The organism is Dyadobacter flavalbus, from assembly GCF_006149045.1.
Taxonomy (GTDB): Bacteria; Bacteroidota; Bacteroidia; order Cytophagales; family Spirosomataceae; genus Dyadobacter; species Dyadobacter flavalbus.
In genome coordinates, this window is record NZ_VBSN01000073.1 from 198621 (window position 1) to 224030 (window position 25410).

15 protein-coding genes are annotated in these 25410 nt (G+C 46.6%); 4 read left to right on the forward strand and 11 right to left on the reverse strand.

Features of this window, described 5'->3' with window-relative positions; translation table 11 throughout:
- Positions 1-32: 32 nt before the first annotated feature.
- The 5 genes from FEM33_RS25035 to FEM33_RS25055 form a co-directional block, all read right to left on the reverse strand.
- The gene (locus tag FEM33_RS25035; RefSeq protein ID WP_229214409.1) at positions 33-3167 is read right to left on the reverse strand and encodes a SusC/RagA family TonB-linked outer membrane protein; all 3135 of its coding nucleotides are present in this window, start codon (positions 3165-3167) and stop codon (positions 33-35) included.
- Between the two features lie 568 nt (positions 3168-3735).
- Positions 3736-5151 (reverse strand): glycosyltransferase family protein, encoded by a 1416-nt coding sequence (locus FEM33_RS25040; protein ID WP_139014704.1) that lies wholly within the window; start codon positions 5149-5151, stop codon positions 3736-3738.
- 144 nt (positions 5152-5295) lie between these two features.
- Positions 5296-6726: a mechanosensitive ion channel family protein gene (locus FEM33_RS25045; protein WP_139014705.1), complete on the reverse strand. Its 1431-nt coding sequence runs from the start codon at positions 6724-6726 to the stop codon at positions 5296-5298.
- An 81-nt stretch (positions 6727-6807) separates the two neighbouring features.
- Positions 6808-7674, reverse strand: a complete 867-nt coding sequence (locus FEM33_RS25050) for a hypothetical protein (RefSeq protein ID WP_139014706.1) — start codon at positions 7672-7674, stop codon at positions 6808-6810.
- Positions 7675-7939: 265 nt separating this feature from the next.
- On the reverse strand, positions 7940-8176 hold the full coding sequence (locus FEM33_RS25055) for a hypothetical protein (protein ID WP_138281470.1): 237 nt from the start codon (positions 8174-8176) through the stop codon (positions 7940-7942).
- Between the two features lie 114 nt (positions 8177-8290).
- On the opposite strand from FEM33_RS25055, the gene FEM33_RS25060 reads away from it, so the two are divergent.
- Positions 8291-8896, forward strand: a complete 606-nt coding sequence (locus FEM33_RS25060; RefSeq protein ID WP_139014707.1) for a DUF4468 domain-containing protein — start codon at positions 8291-8293, stop codon at positions 8894-8896.
- A 22-nt stretch (positions 8897-8918) separates the two neighbouring features.
- Here the strand turns inward: FEM33_RS25060 and FEM33_RS25065 are convergent, their stop codons facing one another.
- On the reverse strand, positions 8919-9776 hold the full coding sequence (locus tag FEM33_RS25065; RefSeq protein WP_139014708.1) for an SGNH/GDSL hydrolase family protein: 858 nt from the start codon (positions 9774-9776) through the stop codon (positions 8919-8921).
- 138 nt (positions 9777-9914) lie between these two features.
- Positions 9915-13580 carry a phosphoribosylformylglycinamidine synthase gene (gene purL, locus FEM33_RS25070; protein ID WP_139014709.1) on the reverse strand — a complete coding sequence of 1222 codons (3666 nt, stop codon included), beginning with the start codon at positions 13578-13580 and terminating at the stop codon, positions 9915-9917.
- An 809-nt stretch (positions 13581-14389) separates the two neighbouring features.
- Between purL and FEM33_RS25075 the strand changes: the two genes are divergently transcribed.
- Together FEM33_RS25075 and FEM33_RS25080 are read left to right on the forward strand one after the other, a co-directional pair.
- The gene (locus tag FEM33_RS25075) at positions 14390-14854 is read left to right on the forward strand and encodes a hypothetical protein (RefSeq protein WP_201747840.1); all 465 of its coding nucleotides are present in this window, start codon (positions 14390-14392) and stop codon (positions 14852-14854) included.
- A gap of 141 nt (positions 14855-14995) precedes the next feature.
- Complete coding sequence (locus FEM33_RS25080) at positions 14996-16552, forward strand: glycoside hydrolase 5 family protein (RefSeq protein ID WP_229214404.1); 1557 nt, start codon at positions 14996-14998, stop codon at positions 16550-16552.
- Between the two features lie 102 nt (positions 16553-16654).
- Here the strand turns inward: FEM33_RS25080 and FEM33_RS25085 are convergent, their stop codons facing one another.
- The 4 genes from FEM33_RS25085 to FEM33_RS25100 all read right to left on the reverse strand — a co-directional run bounded on the left by FEM33_RS25085 (position 16655) and on the right by FEM33_RS25100 (position 23840).
- Positions 16655-17419, reverse strand: coding sequence for a glucosamine-6-phosphate deaminase (locus FEM33_RS25085; protein ID WP_139014710.1), 765 nt, complete (start codon positions 17417-17419; stop codon positions 16655-16657).
- 33 nt (positions 17420-17452) lie between these two features.
- Positions 17453-18871 carry a Gfo/Idh/MocA family protein gene (locus FEM33_RS25090; protein WP_139014711.1) on the reverse strand — a complete coding sequence of 473 codons (1419 nt, stop codon included), beginning with the start codon at positions 18869-18871 and terminating at the stop codon, positions 17453-17455.
- A 61-nt stretch (positions 18872-18932) separates the two neighbouring features.
- On the reverse strand, positions 18933-20690 hold the full coding sequence (locus FEM33_RS25095; RefSeq protein WP_139014712.1) for a RagB/SusD family nutrient uptake outer membrane protein: 1758 nt from the start codon (positions 20688-20690) through the stop codon (positions 18933-18935).
- 30 nt (positions 20691-20720) lie between these two features.
- Positions 20721-23840, reverse strand: a complete 3120-nt coding sequence (locus tag FEM33_RS25100; RefSeq protein WP_139014713.1) for a SusC/RagA family TonB-linked outer membrane protein — start codon at positions 23838-23840, stop codon at positions 20721-20723.
- Positions 23841-24193: 353 nt separating this feature from the next.
- Between FEM33_RS25100 and FEM33_RS25105 the strand changes: the two genes are divergently transcribed.
- A complete protein-coding gene (locus tag FEM33_RS25105; protein ID WP_139014714.1) occupies positions 24194-25222 on the forward strand; it encodes a LacI family DNA-binding transcriptional regulator in 1029 nt (342 codons plus the stop codon).
- The last annotated feature ends 188 nt before the right edge of the window (positions 25223-25410 follow it).

The window sequence follows — 25410 nt, forward strand, 5'->3', positions numbered from 1 at the left end:
TTTTTTCAGGAATTTTGAAAACGGTTTGACGGTCAGAATTTCACGTTCAGATTAAATCCGATGCTCCGTGTCGGCGGCAGGCCCGGCCAGAAATCAAGTCCGGTTGCATTGTCCGACGAGTTCAGCACTTCTTCCGGGTCCATGTTTTCAGTCCATTTTTTAATAATCAGCACGTTATTTGCAACGGCGCTCAGCCTTAATCCTTTGATAAAGAATTTTTCAGGAAGCAGTTTGCCGAGGTCATAGCTCAGCGTTATCTGCCGCAGTTTCCAGAAACCGGCATTGAACACAAAATCTTCATTGACGCCCAGCGGGTTAATGGATTCATAAAAGGGCTGCACAGCCGCTTTGGTCTTATTGATTTCTCCATCCGGATTGACGCCGTTTCCGATTACAAAGCCCTCCGCCCGTCCCGGCAGCGTTCTTTTGGACAAGCCGTGGCGCATGTAATTGATGTTCCGGCCGGCGATCATTTTATGCCCCAGCTTGAAATCAATCAATGTGGAAAGCGTGATTCCTTTGTAAGTAAACGTGTTTGTGATTCCGCCAAAATATTTTGGAAGCGCATTGCCCACGTTCATCAGCGTATTGTTCCGCAAAGGCATTCCGCTGTTTTTGTCAAAAACCTGCCTTCCTTGTTCATCCCGCAGGTATTTGAATGTATAAAGCTGGCCAAGCGGCTTGCCCACAACCATATTCAGCGTCCGGCCGCCTCCGCCGCCAACGGTTATGACCGTATCTTTTTCAGCAAGACCCAGTTTCAGTACTTTTGATGTATTGTAAGAAACATTGAAACTCACGTCCCAACGAAAATTCTTGGTGTTCACCGGCGAGCCGCTGATCAGCAGTTCAATGCCTTTGTTCATGCTGCGGCCTACATTGATGAGCTGGGCCGTGTAAGAGGAAGCATCTGAAATCTGTGCGGCAAGAATCTGATCGTCAGTCGTTTTATGATAATACGTAAAATCAAACCCGATCTGGTTGTTGAACATTTTCATTTCCAGCCCGGCCTCGGCTTCCTTAATGCGCAACGGACGCAGGTTTTTATTAGGAACTGTCAATGCATTGATGCCGCCGACGGGCACAAGCTGGCCTGACGGATTCGGGAAAGAATTATTGTCAACCGAATAGTACAAGGCATTGGAATACGGGTTCACATTATCCGATCCCACTTCCGCATACGCTGCCCTCAGCTTGCCGAACGTTATCCACGCCGGCAGGTTTGTAATGGCTTGGGAAAATATAAAACTTCCCGTGACGGACGGGTAAAGAATACTGCGGTTCTGAGGTGCGAGCGTTGAAAACCAGTCATTTCGCGCGGTAACATTCAGATATAAAAACTCTTTATACGAGATTGTGGCGGCACCGTAAAGCGAATTGATTTTCTTTTCCGAAAGACTGTAAAGCGGGTTTTTCACGCGTCCGTTCATGACCGTGTACAAGCCCGGCTGAATAAAATCCTGCACCGTTACGCTGTTGTAATCCATACGCGCATAACGCTGGTTTCCGCCGAGTGTAACGTCCAGACCGATGCTGCCGAACGTATGGTTCCCGCCCAGAATAAAGTCGAGGTTCCGTTCCGTATTCCTGCGGATATCCTGCGTGTACGAACCGTTAACATAACCGACAGGTGCTTTTGCAATCGGTGCATAACCGTTCGGAATGTTGTAATCCTGTCCGCGTACATAAAAATCCTGCGCAATGCGTCCCTGCAGATACAGCCAGTCGGTAAACTGGTATTTCATGGCCACATTGCCGAAAATGCGGTCACGGTCAATGTTTTCAAAATGGCGGCTCAGCGAGTAATACGGGTTATTTCTGACCAGAAACCTTGAAAACACAAATTCATCTCCGTTCGGCAAAGTCTGGTTCTGCTGCAATGCTTCGAAAGGCATGGAATTCGCCAGCGTAAAAAGGACTGTTGAAATGGCAAAATCCTGTGTATCAATCTGCGGCGGGTTCGTATTTTTCTCTTTCGAATAATTGATGTTGCCAAAAACATTGAGCTTTTTGGAGATATTCTGCGTAAAGCCCAGATTTACAATTTTCCTGTTGAACGTGTTATTCGGTAAAATTCCCCTGTTTTCAGCATTCGCAAGCGAAAGGCTAAAACCACCGTTCGGGCCGTTATTGGAAACGGTTACCGTGTTCGTCAGGTTTGTTCCCGTCCGGTAAAACTTCTTCACCCGATTGAAAACCGGTTCATACGGCCATGTTTCATTGTCAAAAAGCACTTGCGTCATGCCCGGTTCAAACTTTTCGCCAAAGCTCCAGACACCGGATGTCGGATTGGCGGTCGTCGGCCTTTTTCCGCCTTCGCCTTGCCCGTATTCATACTGGAAATCCGTAAAGTCCAGCGGCGTATCCGTTGTAAAATTGATGTTGTAATCCACGCCGATTCCTTTTCCTGTTCCCCGGTTTTTGGTCGTGATCATAACCACGCCGTCTTTGGCACGCGAGCCGTAAAGTGCTGCCGCGGTTGCGCCTTTCAGAACGGTCATGGATTCAATGTCATCGGGATTTATGCTGGAAAGTCCGTCGCCGCCGTCCGAAGCATTCGCCGCTCTGGGCCCGTAATCGCCGCCGCCTGCATAATTGGAATTATCAATCGGAACGCCGTTTACAACAATAAGCGGACTGTTCTGGCCGCTGAACGAAGACTGGCCGCGAATACGGATCTTGGCCGTTCCGCCCGGACCGGTTGACAATGATGAAATGTTGACACCGGCCATTTTCCCCTGCAATGAACTGACGACATTGGGTGTACGGTTGGTTGAAATCTGGTCGGCATTGACGGTGGCAGTAGCATAGCCGAGTGTTTTGGCTTCCCGTTTGATGCCCAGCGCCGTCACGACTACTTCATTCAGGTTTTTTGATTCCTGAACAAGTTCCAGATCAATAACGGATCTGGAATTGATGCTGATTGTCTGGCTGATATAACCTATAAATGAAAAAACAAGACTTGCATTAGCCGGCGCATCAATGGCATATTTCCCTTCCGAATCGGTTACCGTTCCCTGTGACGAACCGCTGATCAGAATGTTAACGCCGGGCAAAGGTTCCTTGTCCTGCCCGGTTACAATGCCTGTAATCCGGCTGTTTTGCGCGTAGGCAAATGTGCACAGCAGCGATAACAGGAAAATGATAACTGTAGAAGATTGTCTCATCATAACCCATGTACATTAGAGATGTAAATCAAACCACACACGGAATTTCCCGCAACAATGCAGGTTAACAGCCGGAAAAACCGCCGGCCGAAAGAAAAGAATACCTTACCTGATGCAAACGCAAATCAACACAGCGGCAAGCCGGAAATCAGCCTGCTGCCAAATAACCAACAGCTATATACGTACAAAGAAATATACCGGCAAAAATTATTTTGCCTGAAAGATACAGTTCCGGAAAGTTCAGTTGCATGCATAGGCATGCGGATGAAACCGGAGTGCGTTTAAACGATTAAGCGAAAATCAAACGGTCATATGCAAAAAGCGTTTTAAGCTGAAAATCAATAACCAATGTATCAACGATCTGTTCGGAACCGGAAGAAGAAAAGTGTGAGCTGGAATATGGCTTATATCCTTAATGGAATCTTAAATATGCATATTCAAAGAATGCTTGCTTCAAATGTAGGTTTAATCGTTTAAACAACAAAACATTTGAATAAAATATTTTTATAATTTTTCACGAAATAAACATATATGCAATAAACAAGCTATTTGGCAGCAAATGCGCGAATTACTTTTGATAAACAGCAAACCGCCCGTCAAAATAAACCAGATGAAAAAACGGGATTCTGGCCGTTCCCGGAGCCGGAAAATAGGACTCTGCATTAAAATCGTAATCCATCAAAATAAAATCCGCGCCTTTTTTGTATGCCCAGGTGCCAAACTTTCCGGCCGTCATATTCTTTTTCTCAGCGTATAGCTTATAATTTTCGTGCGTCAGCAAACGCGGAAACTGCTCGTATTCATTGTAAAAAAAAGTAAGCGGCACCACGCCCGTTGCTTTCCCGGGCAAATGTTTCCGGAGCTTTGCATAAGTATCCGGCAAAAAACCGAGTTTATGGTTTTTGACAATAATCTGGACCGTACCGAAAATGCCGATGACAAAATAAGCCAGCAAAACAAGTTTCAGACCCGTATTGACAAACGGCCTGATCCTGTAAAGTTCGAAAACCAGCGCAAACATAAATGGCATAAACAGGAGAAGATACAAACCGCCATTGGCTTTGGTTATTATCCAAAAGGAGAAAAACAGAAGCAGTGAAAACAGTTTCAGTTCGGCGGGCAGTGTACGGATCAGCTTCCTTTGAACCCAGAGCAGGTAAACGAGTAAGAGCGATAGCGCAATCTGTTCCGGTGAATGAAAAAACAGGCGCGGGTAAGTCAGGATCTGGATCAGTTTGGTTTGAAAACTGAATGCAGCCTGTGTCGCCGGATCATGCCTGAACTGGTACCACCAGATTTCAAAACCGTTTTCAGCCGATAAAATATCCGTCAGATACAAAGCGCAGGTAAGACCGCTGAATATTCCGAAACAGACCGCGCTGCAGTATCTTTTTAGCAACAGCAACGTTCCGAATCCGGCAATGACGTAAATAATACCGTTAAGATGCGACAGGAATGCGAGTCCGGCCAGAATGCCGCCGGCTGCTGTATGCATATCATTTGCTTTGCTTCTGATCAGCAGGAAAGCCCCGAAACCAAATGCCGCAAGCATCATTTCCGGACGGTTTTCGAAACTCATTTTGATCAGCAGCCGGTTGGTAAAAACCAGAATCAGAATAGCCGGCACATACCATAAATTTTCAGCAGAAACCTTTGATCTTACATAAAAGGCAAGCTCCGCCGTCATGATCAAGAAAAAAAGCAATCCGGTAAACTGAAGAACAGGCAGATGAAAGCCGAACCAATGTATCAACAACGCCCCGACAGTCAGAAACAATTTGTGACTGACCAGAAGCTGCTTTTCCCAGCCGGCAATTCCGCGGAAGAATTCGGAACGGATCACGCCTTCTTTTTCAAGCCAGTACGATTGTTCGCCAAACCATGCATCATCGCCCGTCGGAAAACGGTGATAATACGTTGCGGCAGTCATCAGGATACAAACAAAAAGTACGTAATACAGGCGGTTACCGGAAAAAAGGTGCATGCAGCTTAACAGGTGAATATGCTTTCAACCAAACAAGCCACAATAGTAACAATTATTCGTATAACGTTTATCGGTTACAACTTTTTATCATCCGTGTTTTTGGAAGACATCGGTTATTTGGGTTTACTTTCCGGCAAAAGCATTTTACATAACCTTGATTTCACTTTTTTTGAAACGGATCAGAATCTGTTCAAGAACATAACTTTTGAATGCGGTTTCGGAATAAACGTCATTGAGCCAGACCATGATTTTAAGCTCGACATTATCCGCCGAAATTGCGCTGAACAGAATCTGCCGGGGTGCTTTTTTTACAATCCCTTCTGCTTCGTCGATGATATCATTGATTATTTTTTTGGCCGCTTCCAGATCGGAATCAATGTTTATCTTGAAAACAACTTCGCTTTTCAGGCGTGCATTACTGGTTGTGTAATTGACAAGCCGGCCTGAAAGCAGATCGCCGTTCGGGATAATGACGCTGGAACCCTGCGGCGTAAGCATCCGGCTCGAACGGATTCCGATGTCCATGACCTTTCCTTTTTTGTCGGCCAGCTCAATGTAATCGCCGATTGTAAACGGTTTTTCAAAAATAAGGATGATTCCGGAAACAAAATTATTGACGATATTCTGCATACCCAGTCCGATTCCGACACCGAGTGCTCCCAGCAAAACCGTTATTTTATCAAGCGGAACGCCCGAAGCAGTAATTGCAAAAAGAAAACCTATAACGATGATCACTAGCCGGATCAATGCCAGCTTGGAGCCTTTGTGTACGGATTCTTCCGTAAAACTGACCTCCGGGCCGGAGAAAAACAGACTGATATTTTTTTGCAGGTTATTGGACATCCAGAGGATCAGCGAAAAGATCAGTACATTTCCAAGCGTAAAAGTAATGCTGCCGAAATTACGCGGCTTTTCCAGGATTCCGGATAAGAAACCGAATACCGGATCAATGATATTGAGGTTGATAAAAAATACAAGCAGCCAGAGCACAACCGAAATGACCGTCATGGCTTTCTGAAAAGAAATACGCGTTTTCTGAGCATTGATCCTGGAAAATATTCCGTTGGAACATGAACTTACTTTGATCTGCAGTTCCATTGCTTCCGTGAGCACATGCACAAAAACGCCCAGACTCAGGATCTGTATCAATCCGCTTATGGCCGTAATATTAAATGTTTTGGCAAGTGTAACCCGACCCAGCGCATTCAGGAAAACGGCTGAAATATTCAGCAGAACATAAATGATCAGGATCGGTTTTATAAATCTTTCTTCCAGCTTCACTTCTTTCAGTTTCCTGTAAAACCGGATTCCGAACAGAATCGAGCCGACATTCAGACCAATCAGTAAAAACCGTAAAAAGAAAGATGCGTCAACGATTACGTTGCTGAAAATGACAAGCACATATAAAATCAGGACTGAAAACCACCACATCAGATGATTCGGCGGCAGCATCTTCAGAAAAAAGACCGTCAGCGTCATCAACAGCAAAAACTGGTTGAGTTCAATATAGATGGACGGCGCGCGGGGTTCAAACAAAGGAGTCAGGTTAAGCAGCACGATAAACGTGGCCAGCACCGGCTTTGCACTGATGTAATTGAATTCAAGTTTCCCGATTTCCCGGCTGAGCTTTGCGCTGGCTGCCTTGCTGTAATTGTATTAAACCCAAACAAAGAACCCGGCACAAAGCAGCACAAGTAAAATACGGTTATCCCACGTGGACTGGAAAAAATACCTCAGAATGTTGTTCTGGCCCAAATAGGAAACGCTGATCATGTTCCTGACTTTTTCCTGATTGTCGCGGACAGAGGGCTTCCAGATGTAACTCGTTTCCCTTCCGAACAAATTACGGCCGGATTCTTTCAGATAACCGTTGATGGTGGACTGAAGATCATTGGCCAGAAAGTAAACTTCGGATACGCCTGCAAGCAGATTGCTGACTGTGTCCAGATTGGCCGTCGTGATTTTTCCGGCTTGCTGAAGTCTTTGCCTTAAATCGTAAATCTGGCCGGAATACAGCTTTTTCTGTGTCGTATCACGTTTGTTGACAGCCAGTAACGAATCCCGGCCGAACTCGATAATCTGTTCAGACATCTGCTGTAATTCCGCATTGTGCCGCGACAGCAACTTCCGCCATTGTGTTGTTTTCTGCTGCACATCGGTGAGCATAATCCGGAAATTCAGAAGATCTTTATTATTCGGAATAGCTTCTGTGTCAGCAAGTGCACGCTGTATATGCCCGACGTTCCCTTTGATGGTCTTGAGTTCCCGCCGGATATTGCCGCTGTTGTAACCTTTTGTATTGGCTGCATTGATCTGCGTGATCACCGCCTGAGCCTGTTCTATTTTAAATAAAAGCGTATCCGGAATGACAATGCCCTTTTTCACTGTTGAATCGGAACGCTGCGCATGGGCCGTGAACGAAACGGCACATGTAGAAAAAATCAGAAGAATCAAGAAGAAACGAAAAACCTTAAATGCAGCAAACGATTGAGTATTGGTACTTTCTTTTTTGTGTCCAGACATATTCATTTATTTTCATCGCAGGGATGTGCTTCAAATTAATGTCTGAATCTGCAAAAATTTCATACCAGAATACGTTTTAACTGCATCTCAGCCAATAGGCAGCTTTGATATGGCTGTTAGCTGTTAGCTTTTAGCAGTTAGCTTTTAGCTGCTGGCTACTGATTTTTACCTTTTTTAAAAATTGGTAATTGGATTTGAGTTAAAAAGTGTAATAACGAAACGCTTTATACGCTTTTTCAAAATACTTGTGAAACAGTGAATCCTTTCAGACCAGGGTTATGCCACTGAGGTCTTTGGTTCCTTTTTCAGGATCTGTTTTGTATTCAAAATGCAGTTTCTTGCCGGTTTCGTCGGCTTCTTCCAGCAGTTCGAAAACACGGCGCTCGCCGAGCATCAGCAGTGCCTGAAACAGAACACCGGCGTAAGTACTTTCTTCACTCCCCGGCCCTTTTTCTTTTGCAAGATCATTATAATGTCCGAACAATTCTTTTCCTTTTCCCATGATGGTGTAACTGGTTTGCTGAAAAAGTTTGGTTAAGGGGGTAACTACTCGTAATTACTGCCATTTTTTACAGGATATTGCCTGGTGCTGTAATTGGTGCGCGCAACAAACTTCATGCTGCTTCCCGCTTTTATCCTTACCTTTAAGCTTCAAATTACGATCCCGATATTGAAATACATCGCATTACTTCTGCTGCTTTTAAGCTTTTACAATGGTTTCGGACAAGATGGCCTGTTGCCGCTTGACAAGGACAAAAATGTTTATTACGCCGATCTGGGAAAAGTGGAAAAGCCACGTGCTGCCATTTATAAAAGTGTTCAGAACTGGATTTCCGCCACTTTCGGAAATTACGAAAATGCAGTCAAGCAGGATGATCCGCAAGCCGGGATGCTTGTCCTGAGCAGCTACGTGCCGGTTTCTGGTTCTTCGTACGAATATGTAAGGTTTAATCTTGCCATTGATTGTGAGGATAACAGGTATCAGGCCAGAATCGACAGGCTGGACGGCATTTCGAGGTTACACAGCCCGGAAAGGCTTGGGATTAAAAACAACGATCTGGTTACGGCGAAAGAACAGGCCGTAAAAACAGAAAATAACCGTAAAAACCGCGCGGAAGCAGAAGAAGCGCTGAAAACGGCAAAAGCAGATAATGATGCCGTTAATGCAGCGATGTTCAAGCTGCTTGCAAGCCTGAAACAGGCAATTACCGCCGGCGAATAGTATAATGATTTTCTGAAAACGGTTATTTCAGCCCTTTCCACTTTTCTGCAAGCTTCTCTGCAATGATTGCATAACCTTTGTCGGACGGATGCAGCCCGTCATAAGTCATGTTGACTGCTTCGGGCGGGTAAGGATATTCGTCTTTTTCGGGGTCAAAAGGAATATTGGTATATTCAGGATAGGTATAATTTGTGTATTCGCCGGGCGCCGGACCGCCGGACGCCGGACCGCCGGACGCCGGATCTTTCAGTCTTTTAAAATGGACCATATTTTCCAGCGTGATCCCGCTTTCGTGATACAGGTCCAGAACAGGGTATTTTTCAAATTTTCCGATTTCCATAATTGCATTGGCAAATTGTTCCAGCGTCTGCCCGTTTTTCGGTTTATACGAGCCGTATGCATTGTTTTTGGCGCCATTGATGTAAACAAAATCGCCGCGCTGCATGGGCGTAATCAGTATTACGCTGGCTTTCTTATTCAGCTTTTTCAGTTTATCCGTAATGACACGAAATGAGCCATAAACAGTTCCGGTACCGGTTTGCTGCTCATAATCAGAAATCGTGCCGAGCTTTTTGCCCTGCCACCAGTCGTTTGTACCCAGAAAAACGGTATACACATCGGCTTTTACCAACCCGAGTTCATTGATTTTATCGGCAATATTCACCGACGTCCACCCATTATGGCCCTGATTGATATAACTGACAAACGGATATTTTTCAGAAATCAGCGTCATATACCCTTTGGTAATGCGGTTTCCGGTTTCATTCTGATGATCGTTGAGGTAAGTAATGGAATCGCCGATGGCAACCCAGGAAATTTTACGCGGACCGGCGCCGGCCATCAATAAAAGCAAGGCAAAAAACAGCAGAAATTTCTTCATCAGGGTTCAGGTTATTTTTGTCCCAATATAAGAATTCCGACGGATTACTGTCATGAATAAATAGCATAAAAAATGGCAGTGAACTTTCCATAGCCGGGCTATCAAAAGTTCACTGCCAACTGTTACAAATCTATTCAATTACTTTTCCAGATTCTCAATCCATTTTCTGGCGTTCACAAATGCTTCCATCCAGGGTGAAACCTCGTCTTTTCTTCCTTCCGGATAGTTGGCCCAATGCCATTGGAAAAGCGATCTTTCGATGTGCGGCATCATCACAAGGTGCCTTCCGGTTTCGTCACAAAGCATGGCCGTATTAAAGCCGGAGCCGTTCGGACAAGCCGGATATGTTTCATAGCCGTATTTGGCAACGATTTTATAGCGGTTTTCAGTAAATGGAAATTCGAATCGGCCTTCACCGTGCGAAACCCAGACGCCCAGCGTGCTGCCTGCCAGCGTGGAAAGCATCACCGATTTATTTTCCTGAATGGTCAGCGAAGTGAAAATACTTTCGTGCTTGCCGCTTTTGTTGTGCAGCATTTTAGGCTTTTCTTCATGATCGCCGTTAATCAGCCCCAATTCTATAAATAACTGACAGCCGTTGCAGATGCCGACAGACAAGGTATCATCGCGTTTAAAGAAGTTTTCAAGCGCAATTTTTGCTTTTTCATTGTAAAGAAATGCGCCCGCCCAGCCTTTCGCAGAACCCAGCACATCCGAATTGGAAAATCCGCCCACGGCCCCGATAAACTGAATATCTTCCAGCGTTTCCCGGCCTGTAATGAGATCCGTCATATGCACGTCTTTCACGTCAAAACCGGCCAGATACATTGCATTCGCCAGTTCCCTTTCGGAATTACTGCCTTTTTCACGCAATATGGCTGCTTTCGGCCTTGGTTTTGAATGATCGATTTCCGGTTTTTTCCCGTCGAAATGTACAGGGAAATTGTAGCGCAGCAGCTGGAATTTATAATTATCATAGCGTTCTTTCGCCAGTTTCGGGCCGCTTTGCCTGCAATCCAGCAGATACGAAGTTTTGAACCAGACGTCGCGCAGCTGATCAATGTCAAAATCCCATGTTCCGGCTGCATCTTTTACAACCAGCGTAGCGGCCATATTTACGGTTCCGATTTTGTGAAAAGCAACCCCGTTTGCAGCCAGAAATTCCTCGGCAGATTCGTCTGCCTGAAAAACGATTCCGTTGTTTTCAGCAAAAAGTTTCTCAACAATATCCTGATCGCCAAATGCGGAAAGATCAATGGAAGCGCCCAGATCGCGGTCTGCAAAACACATTTCAAGCAAAGTCGTAATCAGCCCGCCGCTGCCGATGTCGTGCCCGGCCTGTATTTTTCCGCTTTTGATCAGTTCCTGAATCGTGTTGAATGCCGTTTTGAATGTATTCGCATCCAGCATGTCCGGCGTTTCAGAACCGATTTTGTTTAAAATCTGTGCAAATGACGAACCGCCCAGTTTGTAACGGTCTCCGGAGAGATTAATATAGTAAATGGCACCGCCGGTTTTACGCAAAACCGGTTCCACCACAGCCGTAATGTCATCGCAATGCCCGGCCGCTGAAATAATGACGGTACCCGGCGCAATCACTTCCGCATCTTTGTATTTCTGCTTCATCGAAAGCGAATCTTTTCCCGTAGGAATATTGATTCCCAAACTAATAGCAAATTCTGAACACGCTTTTACGGCCTTGTACAAACGCGCATCCTCGCCTTCATTTTTACACGCCCACATCCAGTTGGCAGAAAGCGAAACGCTTGTGATACCGTCTTTTAAAGGAGCCCATACAATGTTGGAAAGTGCTTCGGCAATCGCGTTACGGCTTCCGGCAGCGGGGTCAATCAAAGCAGAAAGCGGCGCATGGCCTACAGAAGTCGCAATCCCGTCAACTCCCTGAAAGTCCAGCGCCATAACGCCGACGTTGTTCAAAGGCAACTGAAGCGGGCCGGCACATTGCTGCTTGGCAACACGTCCGCCCACGCAGCGGTCTACTTTATTCGTAAGCCAGTCTTTACTGGCAACGGCTTCCAGCTGCAGCAATTGTTCCAGGTATTCATGAAGCTTTGCAACGTCATAAGCAACCGGCTCATACTTTCTTTCAACTGTTTTGTCCTGCATCACCACTTTCGGCGAACTTCCGAACATATCGTCCAGTTCAAGGTCCATCGGACGCGCGCCCGTTCTGGCCGATTCAAAAGTAAAGCGGTGATCGCCCGTTACGTCGCCGACTGTATACATCGGCGCTCTTTCCCGGTCCGCAATTTTCTGTAAAGTTTCCAGGTTTTCCCTGCCGATCACAATTCCCATGCGTTCCTGGGATTCGTTACCGATGATTTCCTTGGCAGAAAGCGTCGGATCGCCGACGGGCAGTTTATCCAGATCAATTTTCCCGCCCGTTTCTTCCACCAGTTCAGAAAGGCAGTTCAAATGTCCGCCTGCACCGTGATCGTGAATGGAAATAATCGTATTGTTATCGCTTTCCACCATGCCGCGAACCGCATTGGCGACGCGTTTCTGCATTTCAGGATTGGAACGCTGCACGGCATTCAGCTCGATGCCGGAACCAAAAGCACCGGTATCCGCAGAAGATACGGCTGCTCCGCCCATTCCGATCCGGTAATTCTCACCGCCAAGCACCACGATTTTGTCATCGGCCTGCGGCTTGTCTTTTTTCGCCTGATCTGCTTTTCCGTACCCGATTCCGCCGGCCTGCATAATCACTTTGTCGTAACCCAACTTGCGGCCTTCTTCTTCATGCTCAAAAGTAAGTACGGAACCCACGATCAGCGGCTGACCGAATTTATTTCCAAAATCAGTAGCGCCGTTGGAAGCCTTGATCAGAATGTCCATTGGCGTCTGATAAAGCCATTTTCTTTCTTCCACGCCTTTTTCCCACGGACGGTTTTCTTCCAGACGCGAAAGTGCAGTCATATAAACAGCCGTTCCGGCCAATGGAATGGAACCTTGTCCGCCGGCGAGCCGGTCGCGGATTTCTCCGCCGGAACCCGTTGCCGCTCCGTTGAAAGGCTCCACGGTGGTAGGGAAATTATGTGTTTCCGCTTTCAGCGAGATAACGGATTCAAAATCTTTGATTTCGTAATATTCAGGAACATCGGGCCTTTTCGGCGCAAACTGATGCACAACCGGACCTTTTACAAAAGCAACATTGTCTTTATACGCAGATACAATTCCGTTAGGATTTGTTTCGGAAGTTTTGCGGATCATTTTGAAAAGAGAAACCGGCTGTTCCTCGCCGTCGATGACAAAAGTGCCGTTAAAAATCTTGTGGCGGCAATGTTCCGAATTGACCTGAGAAAAACCGAAAACTTCCGAATCGGTCAATTTGCGGCCCAGTTTTTCAGCCAGTTTGTTCAGATAATCCACTTCCTCATCACTCAGCGAAAGTCCTTCCTGCTTGTTATACGCAGCAATATCGCTGATTTCCAGTACAGGTTCCGGCTGAATGCGGATCGTATAAATATCCTGATCAAGCTCGGTGTATTTCTGCGAAAGCATGGGGTCAAAACCGTCAAAGCCGGCTTCTACCCTTTTGAACTCTTCAATCCGGACAATGCCCTGAATGTCCATATTCTGCGTTATTTCAACAGCATTAGTACTCCACGGCGTAATCATGGCAGCACGCGGACCTACAAAGGAATCTGTAATGACCGCTTCTTCCATGCGTTGTGCGCCGCCAAAAAGCCAGCTTAGTTTTGAAATATCGGAGTCTGTAAGTATGCGCTCTGTTTGTAGGGCAAAAACAGTATTGTGATCGTCGGCGAAGAAATAAATCATGGTATCGTTTTATGGTGCAAAGGTAATTTAAAAATTCCTTGATGCCCATCGGAAGATGAAAATTGCTCTGTTTTGGTAACAGCCGCCGGCTACATTGTTGTTCCTGAACGCGGTGAATAAATTTTTGGAAACAGATTTGACATGTTAAAAAGAAAGCTGTTGGCTCCGGAGGAGCCTTCTGGCATCCACAATTCAATCAAGGAGGCCCCGCCGGGGCCAATGAACATCGTGTACATTTTCGTGCTACAAACAGGGAGCCGCTCGGCGGCTTTGCCGGATGCAATTTTTATAGGCAGAACTAAACAAAAAGACACCGGCGCATAGCTCCGGAGGAGCTTTCTGTTTCTAGAAAAAAGCATAGCAATGAATTTTTTTGGCTCCGGAGGAGCCTTCTGGCATCCACAATTCAATCAAGGATACCCCGCCGGAGCCAATGAACATCGTGTACATTTTCGTGCTACAAACAGGGAGCCGCTCGGCGGCTTTGCCGGATGCAATTTCCCATGGGCAGAACTGAACAATAAAACACCAACGCATAGCTCCAGAGGAGCTTTCTGTTTCTAGAAAAAAGCATAGCAACGATTTTTTTGGCTCCGGAGGAGCCTTCTGGCAGCAACAATTCAATCAAGGAGGCCCCGCCGGGGCCAATGAACATTGTGTGCATTTACGTGCTACAAACAGGGAGCCGCTCCGCGGCTTTGCCGGATGCGATTTCACAAAAAAATACATATCAGCATTGTTAAACCATATTATCATTAAACAAATAAAGTAACTTGCCCGAAGTATAATCCTCAACCCCAAATAGCCATATGAAGTCCAAAATCCTTGCCTGCTGTGCTTTAATGACAATGATGACGTCATGCAGTGATAAAAAAACGACAACGGACGAAACGGCATTGCCGTCCATTACGGGCACGTGGGAACTGGTTTCCAGCCGGGTTATTGCCAAAGGTGACACGACGGTTACTTACCCGGTTGAAGGTCAGGAAATGATCAAGATGTTTGCCGGAAATCACTTTTCCTTTCTGAAACATGACACCAAGCAGGGAAAAGGAGATTCGGCCGTTTTTGATGCAGGCGGCGGTACGTATGAGCTGAAAGGCGAGGATTATTCGGAACATCTGCAATACTGCAATTACCGTGAATGGGAAAATCGGGACTTTCATTTCAAGCTGCGGACGAAAGGAGATTCATTGATCCAGTCCGGCATTGAAAAGATCGACAGCCTGAACATCAATCAGGAGATTCTTGAAATTTATGTAAAAAAGGAATAAAATAAGAAGTCGTGTATATTGCTGTTTTTGTAATTTCTGCTTCTGTTGTTATTGTTTAGGCATGCAATTCTTATCTTGTTCCAAGCGTAAGATTTTTCCTGAACAGTAAACTCATAGATACCAAAGCAATCGATTAACTTAATGGAATTAAAAACAGAACGTCCGGAACAACTTAACCTTTTTACGCCGGATCATGAAAGAAGTTTGAACACAGCCATTACGCGCAACAAAAAAACAGTAAAAGATAAATCATTCCCGGATTTCAAACCCGTACATAACATCCCGTGGATTCAGGTTGCCAAAGATGCACCTTATTTTATAACTGAAAACGGCGAAGACTGGACGCCGGTCGGACAAAATGACGCGATCACCTGGCCTGATTTTGCAGGACTTTTCAGACGTAAAAATTTACAGCAGGTGGAAGGTCATCTGGCGTGGCTTGCGGGGCACGGCGTAACGTGCCTGCGGCTGATGCTGGAATATGCACAGGGCGAAAGCCGTTATTTTGAAAAACCCGCCGGCACGTTTTCAAAAAATATGGTGGCATTATGGGACGACCTGTTCCTGCTTTGTGCAAAGTATAATATGCGGATTCTGCTAACGCCGGTGGATACTTTCTGGATGTGGATCCGCTGGAAACATCATCCGTACAATGCGGCAAACGGCGGTCCATGCAAAAAACGTTCGGAATGGCTTTTATGTGAAGGCACCTTAAAAGCCGTTAAAAACAGGCTCAGTTTCGTTGCCGAAAGATGGGGCGGCAGCGGCGTTCTGTTTGCGTGGGACCTTTGGAATGAAATTCATCCGGCACATGCCAGCGGCCGAACGGACGTTTTCAGCGATTTTGTGGGCGAGCTCAGCCGGCACTTGCGCGAAACAGAAATGCGGCTTTACGGACGCTGCCATCCGCAGACCGTATCGCTTTTCGGGCCGGTACTGAACGAGCAGCCTGCCGTTGCAGACGTTATTTTCCGGCATCCGCTGCTTGATTTTGCAAGCACGCATTTTTATGATGCCGCTACGATTGACAATCCGAAAGATACGGTGGCATCGGCCATTTGTACCGGAAGGCTCGTTCGGGAAGCGCTGGAACATTTGCCAAAAAACAGACCTTTTTTCGATAGTGAACACGGTCCGATCCATGCATTCAAAGACAAGCACATTACTTTTCCGGCTTATTTTGATGATGAATATTTCCGTCATATCCAATGGGCGCATCTTGCTTCAGGCGCAGCAGGCGGCGGTATGCGTTGGCCAAACCGGCATCCGCACTGCCTGACACACGGCATGCGTGCTGCGCAGAAAAACATGGCGGAATTCACCAAATTGATCGAATGGCAAAATTTCAGACGTAGAAACCTGAATCATGAAGTGAAGTCTAGGCATCCGGCATTTGCCGTTTTTGCATGCGCCGATAGCCGGCAGGCGGTTGTATGGCTGCTCCGGACGGATATTAACAAAAAGGTGACCAGAACGTTACACATCCTGAATGAACGGGCAAATCCGCTGGATACTGAAGTCAATATTCCCGGCATGGAAGCCGGCACTTATTCCATTACAAGCTGGGATACACGAGCCGGACAAACGATCCGATCCGAAACTTTGGAACTGAAATCAGCGGGAGATCTCATTTTCAGTATTTCCGGAATTGCCATGGATGTTGCCGTCGCAGTAAGGCGTATAACGCAGGAAATGTAATTTGGCAGTTTGTGAAATACGATCCGGCTTTGCAGGCATTTGAACATTATTAAATCCTGAAATGCTCAAATGCCGCAAAGGCCGATTTTTCAGTTACATTTTTCAGAATGTAACTACTTCATCCGGTTTAGATTTCAGATAAATTTCAGCAGAACTGTTATCCAGAAAACACGTGCAATTCGGGTGCATCTGCAGAATACTTGCCGGAAATTCGTTGCTTACATTTTGCAGCAGGCTATCGCTTACAGCCTGCGCTTTACGCTCATCGGGAACTGAACAGATAATGTGTTCCGATTTCATGATCTGCTTGACCGACATGCTGATTGCCTGTGCGGGCACGTCTTCAAGCGATTCAAACCAGCCTTCGTTCATTTGCTGCCGGCGGCAAGGCTCGTCCAGATTGACGACAAGATAAGGTTGCTCCGTGTCAAAATCAGCCGGCGGATCATTAAACGCCAAATGCCCGTTTTCACCGATTCCGACAAGCGCAACGTCAATCGGATGTTCTGAAATCAGTTTGTTCAGACGTTTGATTTCTGTTTCAGGCTCAGCTTCGCCGTCAATCAGAAAAACTTCATTTAACGGAGGGACATTTTCAAGAAAACGTTCTTTCAAATACTTCCGGAAACTGGCAGGATGCGTTACGGGCAAACCAATGTATTCGTCCAGATGAAACATCGTTACTTTCGACCAGTCAATATTTTCTTCCTTTAAAAGCTGACGGATTGTTTCAAACTGGCTTGTGCCTGTTGCCAGAATAATATTGGCTTTTCCTTTTTCCGAAATAGTGCGGCGAATCAAATCTGCGGCTTCAATTCCTGCGGCCTGGCCCAATTCCAGACTGTTGTTCGAGATGACAATTTTCATTCAATTCAATTTAATAATTAAAACTTAGGCTTTTTACGCCTTAACAAGTGTATTTCCTCCTTTTTTAAGTTCAATATCAACCGGCGTATTCGTTTTCCATGCGCCGGAAGTAAAATCGGGAACGTCAATGGAATTCGAACGATTGGCAACCGACCATTCACTCAGCGGCGCGATGACACTCCACGAAGCCGCATCGTACACATCCTGATCCAGCGGAAGCCCGTTGCGCAGACAGTCAATCAAACGCCAGTCCATTAAAAAATCCATACCGCCGTGCCCGCCTACTTTTTTGGCCAGCTCGCCTATTCTGGTCACAATTTCAGGCTGATACTTTTTTTCAAGAACTTTGTATTCCTCTTCCGAAATCCAATCATGGCCATGTGAAATCCTCCCGGGCAGCGGGTATTTCTGGGCCGTTCCTTTTGTGCCGCTGATAAGGTGAATACGCGAGTACGGCCGGGGCGAAGTAACGTCGTGCTGCAGCATGATCGTCTTGCCTTTGTTGGTCCGGATCGTCGTCGTATTCATGTTGCCGCGGAAGCTCTTTCCTTCAAATTCCTTGAAAGCCGGATCGCTCTTCGCCATTTCATTTGCCTTGGCAGCAAGCATGAAATCGTTGCTGGCCGTGGAAACAAGGTATTCCATTTTGTCGCCGCGGTTGATGTTCAGCACCTGACAAACCGGCCCAAGTCCGTGCGTCGGATACAGATTCCCGTTTTTCTGGTTTTCCCGTAATCGCCACAGATCATACCTTTTGGTCTTATCAAAAAAGGATTCATAAATGTCATGGATATATGCGCCTTCCACATGCACGATTTCTCCGAAAAACCCCTGGCGCGCCATGTTCAGCGTAAGCAGTTCAAAGAAATCATAGCAGCAGTTTTCCAGCATCATGCAATGCTTTTTGGTACGTTCGGAAGTTTCAACAAGTTTCCAGCAGTCTTCCACCGTTGTGGCAATGGGAATTTCGCAGGCGACGTGCTTGCCGTGTTCCATGGCATAAAGCGCCATCGGCGCATGCAGGTTCCAGGGCGTACAAATGTAGATCAGATCAATGTCGTCGCGTTCGCAGATTTTTTTCCATTCGTCAGCATGGCCGGAATAAAGCTGCGGTTTGTGCGAAGTTCCTTCAAAAGTTTTCCCGGCTGCAATTGCATTTTCCTCCCGGATATCGCATAATGCCTTTACTTCCACATTATCCAGATGAACAATCCGTTTGATGGCGCCTCCGCCTCTGTTGCCCAAACCGATGTAAGCCATACGTACGGTATCTACTTTTGGCGCCGCATAGCCCGACATGTTGAAAGTCTGGCGATGCGCTGTTTCTGCCTGTTTTTTGATGGCCGGAAGTTGTGAAGCTGCTTTGCCCGTTGTACAGCCCTGCTGGAAAATGCCTCCCGCCAGGCCGGTCCCGCCCAGCGCGGTAAGTTTTAAAAATGCTCTTTTATTCATTGCTGGTTCGTTTTATTGAAGCCGGAAAAGGATAGTTTGTCCGGCCGGAAAATTTAAATTACTATTCAATGGTCGTAAGCGGCGCAATATTCAGTTCAGCTCCGTTATAGCCTGCATTCTGATTGATCACACCTTGCGTATTGGCCGTAATCACCAGCGACGGAATGGGCCAGAGTACATGAAAAGGCGCCATATTCGCGGTGTTACCCAAAAGCTGGATTTTCTTTTCGTACGTATTATTGTATTTCATTACCCGGTCAAAATAGAAGTTTTTGGTACTGAAATTGCTTAAACTATATCCGCCCAGATTCGATTTGGCCATGATGTATGAGATTCTCACCAGTTCCGAATGGCGGGGCTCTTCTGCGAACAGTTCGCGGGCGCGTTCATCCAGAATAAAATGGATATTTACATCGGCGGCTGTAACCGGCAAAGCTTTTGCGCGTTCCCTTACTTTGTTAATGTCCGCAGCGGCCAGCGCAAATTGTCCTTTCCAGTAATACGCTTCGGCCCTTAAAAGATATGTTTCGGCCAGACGGAAAATATACCAGTCGCCGTTGCCGCCCACGGGTATGGCTTTCGGGTCGTCCATCGGATTGTACATGATGTAATGCGGAATGGCGTACACGTGCTTGAAAGTATCCACTTGCGCGGCCAGAAATTTTGTATTCACCGGTTTGCCGAAATCGACTGATGCCGGATTGTTGTATTTCAGTTCGTCAATATCCACCCAGTTGATATCGCTTCTTCTCAAATCCGGCGTAACGCGCCAGTTTACGCCCTTGTAAGTCCAGATATCGTACTGATAATAACCCGTCAGCCGGATATTGGCGTTTCCTCTTCCCAGCGAATCGTACATCGGCCCGCTCGCCACCATGCCGGGCTTTCCCTGACTGTCCAGCACCTGCGGCTGAAACCATTGTGGGTTGTACAAACGCATCGTATAAAGGCCGGCAGACCTTGCGCCGGGCGGCGCTTCGTAACGGTCAATGGAGGCAAGAATGGTTTCGGTATTCTGCGTGCTGCTGAAATTTTTGGAACGGTGCAAATCCCAGATCAGGTTACGCTGCGGTTTGGAGGCATCAATCCCGAAGCGCTGTGTCATCAGGGCATAAGGTCCTGAAATTACATTGTTTGCAGCTTCTATGGCTTTGTCAAATTCCAGATTGGCTAGGTAAATTTTCGCAAGCAAATGATTTCCCGCACCTTTAGAAACCGCGCCGGCTTTGGCCGTAACCGGCAGCCACTGAACCGCATATTCCAGGTCGGATTGTATTTTCTTTAAAATGGCTTCCCGGCTGTGCGTCTGGAAATCCAGCTTTGCGCCTTCGATTTCCTTGCTGATAAACGGAACGTCGCCATAGGAATTCACGAGCCGGTAATACCAGTAAGCCCGGTGCCAGTATGCTTCCGCCAGGATGCCGTTACGTTCTTCTTCAGATGCCCATTTAATATGATCGATCCTGGAAATCAGCACATTGGTATTTTTGATAGAAGTATAAATCTGCGTAAACATGGCCAGAAAACGGTAATACTGGTCTGTATTCGGCGTAAGATTGTAGAAATCCAGCTGCGACCACGGCGAAGCAAGGTCCGAAGCCGCAAATTCCATCGTCAGGTTGGGCATCGTTCCTGTATTTTCGTTTTTAAGGTCTTTTCGCATCGTTATGATCAGCGACTCAAAACCGGATTTTTCGGTAAAAACGTTTTCAGGACTGAAAAAGGAAAGCGGCTCGGGTTTCAGCCAATCTTTGTTACAGGAAGTCAATGCAACCAAGAGTATAAAGTATGCTGCAGATAGTGGTCTGAGGAATTTCATGTTTCTTTTCATTTTGGGTTACGCTCCTGATTACAGTGACAAGGTGAGTCCGATGGTAAAATTCCGCGGCATCGGCACATTATTTCCGGCATTGTCCCACGCTTCCGGGTCCCAGCCAGGCCATTTGTTGAAGCTGTACAGATTCCTGACGGAAGCAAAAACACGCATATTGTTCATTTTCAATCTTGTCATCAGTTCCGACGGCAATGCATATGCAATGTTCACATCCTGAATCCGGACAAAAGAAAGCGGTTTGTAAACCTTGATCCCGCCGCCAAAAACGTTGGTATTCGTATTCAGGCGCGGAAATTCATTAATTGGGTTTTCAGGTGTCCAGTAAGGAAAATCGTTGGTGTTCCTTCTGTCATATGTATCCGACCCGCCTGTTCGCAGCCCTTCGGCAAACGGTGCAATGTGGCCCAGTTCACTTCTCAGGAAAACGGAGGCCGAGAAGTTTTTGAAAAAAGTAAATTCATTCCGAAGCCCGAGCCGGAACCTTGGCTGACGGTAACCGATGAACATTTTATCCAGAAGTGCCTCGTATTTCCCGTTTCCATCCACGTCTGTTGCTTTAAAATCGCCCGGTTCCAGCTTGTAAACGGCGGCGGCATCTTTTTCACTCGTCTGCCAGATTCCGGTTACGTCATAATTCCAGACCCTGTCCAGCGCCTGTCCGGGAAACCATTCATTGGTGTAATCCGGAAGTTCCGTTCTGACCGCATTGCCGTCGATGGTTTCTTCTTTATAATCTCCAAACAGCCTTTTGATTTTATTCCGGTTGAATGAAAACACCAGACTGGAACGCCAGCTGAAATTTTTCATTTCCGTATTGACGGTATTGACGGTCATTTCAAAACCCTTGTTCCCGAGCTGGCCAAGGTTGGAAACGATGTTCCTGAATCCTGTAATTTCCGGAAGCAGGCGGTTCATCAGCAAATTGGAAGTCGTCATGTCATAATATTCCATGCTGAGGTCCACACGGTTTTTCAGTACGCTCAGGTCCATGCCCAAATTAATGGATTCTGTTCTTTCCCAAACCAGGTTCGGGTTAGCCAGCGTATTCGGATACACGCCCACCTGTACATTGGAACCATCGTAATACTGCGTGGAATACATTTGCGCAATGGCCGAATAAGCGCCGATATCGCGGTTCCCGTTCACTCCGTACGATAACCGCAGTTTCATCTGACTTACAAAATCAAGGTTAAAAAACTTTTCTTCCGAGATTTTCCATGCCAGCGCGACGGCCGGAAACACAGCTCTCGGCTGCTTTGTACCGAATGCTGAAAACCCGTCTCTTCGCAGGGAAGCCGTTAACAGATATTTGTCCAGCAGCGTATAATTCAGCCGGACCATGGCGGCATCGCCGGTCAGCTGTGTGTCATTGGTGTAAACAGTCGGACTTGTTCCGTACTGAAGGCCGTGAAAACCGAGGTTCTGATTGGGTACAAAAGACTGGTTTGTGATCGTCGATGCCCATGCCCGGTTTCTTTCCGAACTGTACAGCAGCGTCAGGTCAAAAAGATGAATCCCGAATTCCTTGTTCCAGTGCAGCAGATTATCCAGAATCCATTCGTAAGTGGAAGCATCATCACGCGTGGCGTACCCGTTTGAACGCGAAGCACCTCCCGCCAACGTTGCCGCAGACCAGAAATTATAATCTTTTATGGCTTCGTAGCGCGGCTGAAACGATAGTTTGTAATCCATACCGAAAGGCAGTTTCAGTTTGGCGTAAACGGAAGCAAAAAGCGTGTTGACTTTTTTAAAGCGATCCTGACCGTAATAATCGATCAGCGGGCTGGCTGCGGCGGCAAAACTGTTTGGGTACCAGGACGCACTTCCGTCCTCATCGAACAGGGAGCCATACGGGCTCATCAGATACATCTGCGCGAGATTGGCCGTTACGGTGCTTTCATCGCGGTCTGCAAACTGGGTATTGACGCCGACATTCAGCCAGTCCGTCACTTTGAAATCCACATTCAACCGGGAACGGATCGTGGAAAACTTGTCACCGCGGATCAGTCCTTCGTTGTTCTGATAGCCCAGCGACCAGTAATACGTAACGTTTTTTGACCCGCCGCCGATGCTGACATCGTAATTCTGCCGGATGCCTTTCCGGATTACTTCATTATACCAGTCCACCGTTTTGCCAGCCAGATAATTTTCCGTTTCAATCGGGAAAAACCGTAAGCGTCCGAGCCATTCCTGTGTGTTATCGGTCTGCGGATTGTTGCTGGCGTTTCTCCATTGGTCCAGCGTTACGCCGGCAGGAAGCTGCGCCGGATTGTCATAATAAAATTTCGGGTTGTTCGGATTGGTTGCGCGGAGCAAATCCCTTCTGAACGTAAGATAACCCTGCGCGTCAAAGGGCTTGAAATCGTTTGTCGTTTCCGTCATGCCGACGTTTGCAGAAAAGTTGATAACCGGCTTGCCTACCGTTCCTTTTTTGGTCGTAATCAAAATGACACCGCCGGCTGCTCTTGCGCCGAACACGGCTGCCGAACTCGCATCTTTCAGAATATCGATTGTTTCAATGTCAGCCGGATTGATATCGGAAATACTGCCGTTGAAAATAACCCCGTCCATGACGACCATCGGATTCGTGGAAGCGTTCAGTGATTTCGGCCCTCTGATCTGAAGAGAACTTCCGCCGGCAGCGCTCGTACTCTGATTGGCATTAAAACCGGCAACGGTACCCGTCAGCATGTCGGTAAGCTGCGTCATCGGCTGATTTTTGAACGTTTTGGCATCCAGCCGGATCACCGCGCCCGTCAGATCGCTTTTTTTCATCGTTCCATACCCGACCACAACCAGTTCGTCCAGCGCGTTTACATTGGATTCCAGCGCGATATCAATGGTCGTTTTGGTCCCGACATACATCTCTTTCTGAGCGTAACCCACAAAGCTGAACGAAAGCGTATCTTTCATGCCGCACTGAATCGTGTAATGGCCTTCTGCGTTAGTAGTTGTTCCGCGCTGCGTACCTTTAACAATAACGGTCACGCCCGGCAGGCCGGTTTTCGACAGACTGTCCAGTACATTCCCGCTGATTTCTTTCTGTTCCTGGCCATAAAGCAAGCCGGAACACGACAGAAACAAGAGCATAAGCAAGGCTTTGGGAAACCTCGTGATTGGTAGTTGAGGAATCATATGGTATGGTTTAGGTGAGTGGAAATACTTGCTGCTGAAACTTGTTTTGCCCGTTTTTATACCGTTATTATATTCCGCAAACTCGGATCGCAGGAATACAACCGAACAGTGTTTTAAACATAAGGCGGAAGTATATTCTGTATAAAAACAATTTTACAAGGAATTAACATAGCTTCCTTATCAAATGCGGAAAATAGTAGCGTAAACGTTACCGGTAACGTTTACGATGCCGGACAAGCCAGTATTTTGAAGTGCGGGAATTATTAATTATTATTCAGAACAGGCCATTGCGTTAACTAAATAGCAATTTACACGGCGAATTAATTTTCAGCGTTATACCGGATTCAGACTTTATGCGCAAGAGATATACGACAATAAAAGACATTGCAAAAGCACTGAATATTTCAGTGGCAACCGTTTCGCGTGCATTGCGGGACAAATATGACGTGAGTGCGGAAACAAGGCAAAGCGTGCTGAAAATTGCGGAAGAACTGAACTATAAACCCAACTTCAATGCAACCGGGCTCGTTCAGCGGAGCACGCATAATATCGGGGTGATCATTCCCGGCATTACCAATTATTACTTTTCCACAGTCATAACCGGGATTCAGGAAATGGCTCGTGAAAATGACTTCAACATTATCTTATACATCACGAACGACTCGCCGGAAACAGAGATCAAAATTGCAAAGAATCTTTCTGCAAGCAGTCTGGACGGGATTCTGGCCTGTGTTTCGGCACATTCCGATGATTGTTCCCATTTTCAGGAAATGATCGAAGACGGCCTGCCCGTCGTCTTTTTCGATCGTGTTGCCAAATCCGTTGAAACGTCAAAAGTCATGCAGGACGACTATAACGGCGCTTTTGCAGCGGTTGAACATCTGATCAGCTGCGGTTACAAGAAAATCGCGCACATCACAGGCACAAAAGAACTGTCACTGACGGAAAACAGGCTGAAAGGATATCATCACGCACTGGAAAAACACGGTTTGCCGGTGATTTCTGCATTTACAATTCATTCAGGCTTTTCGCAAAAAGATGGTGAAAGCGATACAAATGCTTTATTTGAGAATAAATCCAACACACCTGACGCCATTTTTGCTGTAAATGACCGAAAAGGAGTCGGCGCCATCATCGCGTTGAAAAAAAGAAACATTCAGGTCGGCAGGGAAGTCGGCGTTATCGGCTTTACAAATGACCCGATTTCCGAAATTATTTCTCCTACCCTTTCCACCGTTGCCGAGCCGGCATTGGAAATCGGAAAAATCAGTTGCGGGTTACTGCTGAAACATATCAGAAAAAGCAGCTTTCCCGCAGAACAGGTTATACTTTCAGGTGAACTGATTGCAAGGGATTCGACGCGAAGATATCAACTGCCATGAACGCAGGGTTTGTGCAAGCGGAAAAAACACCGATGGCTTTCCAGTTTTTTATTAAATATTCAGTAAAACTGAAGCAACGCACCAAGGACTGATTCCAGCTTTCCCGGACGTTTTAGATCCTTTTTATTCCGTTCTGTTAACTACGGCTTTGGCAGCATTTTCTTTTAAGCGACTGCCTGCAAAAAACA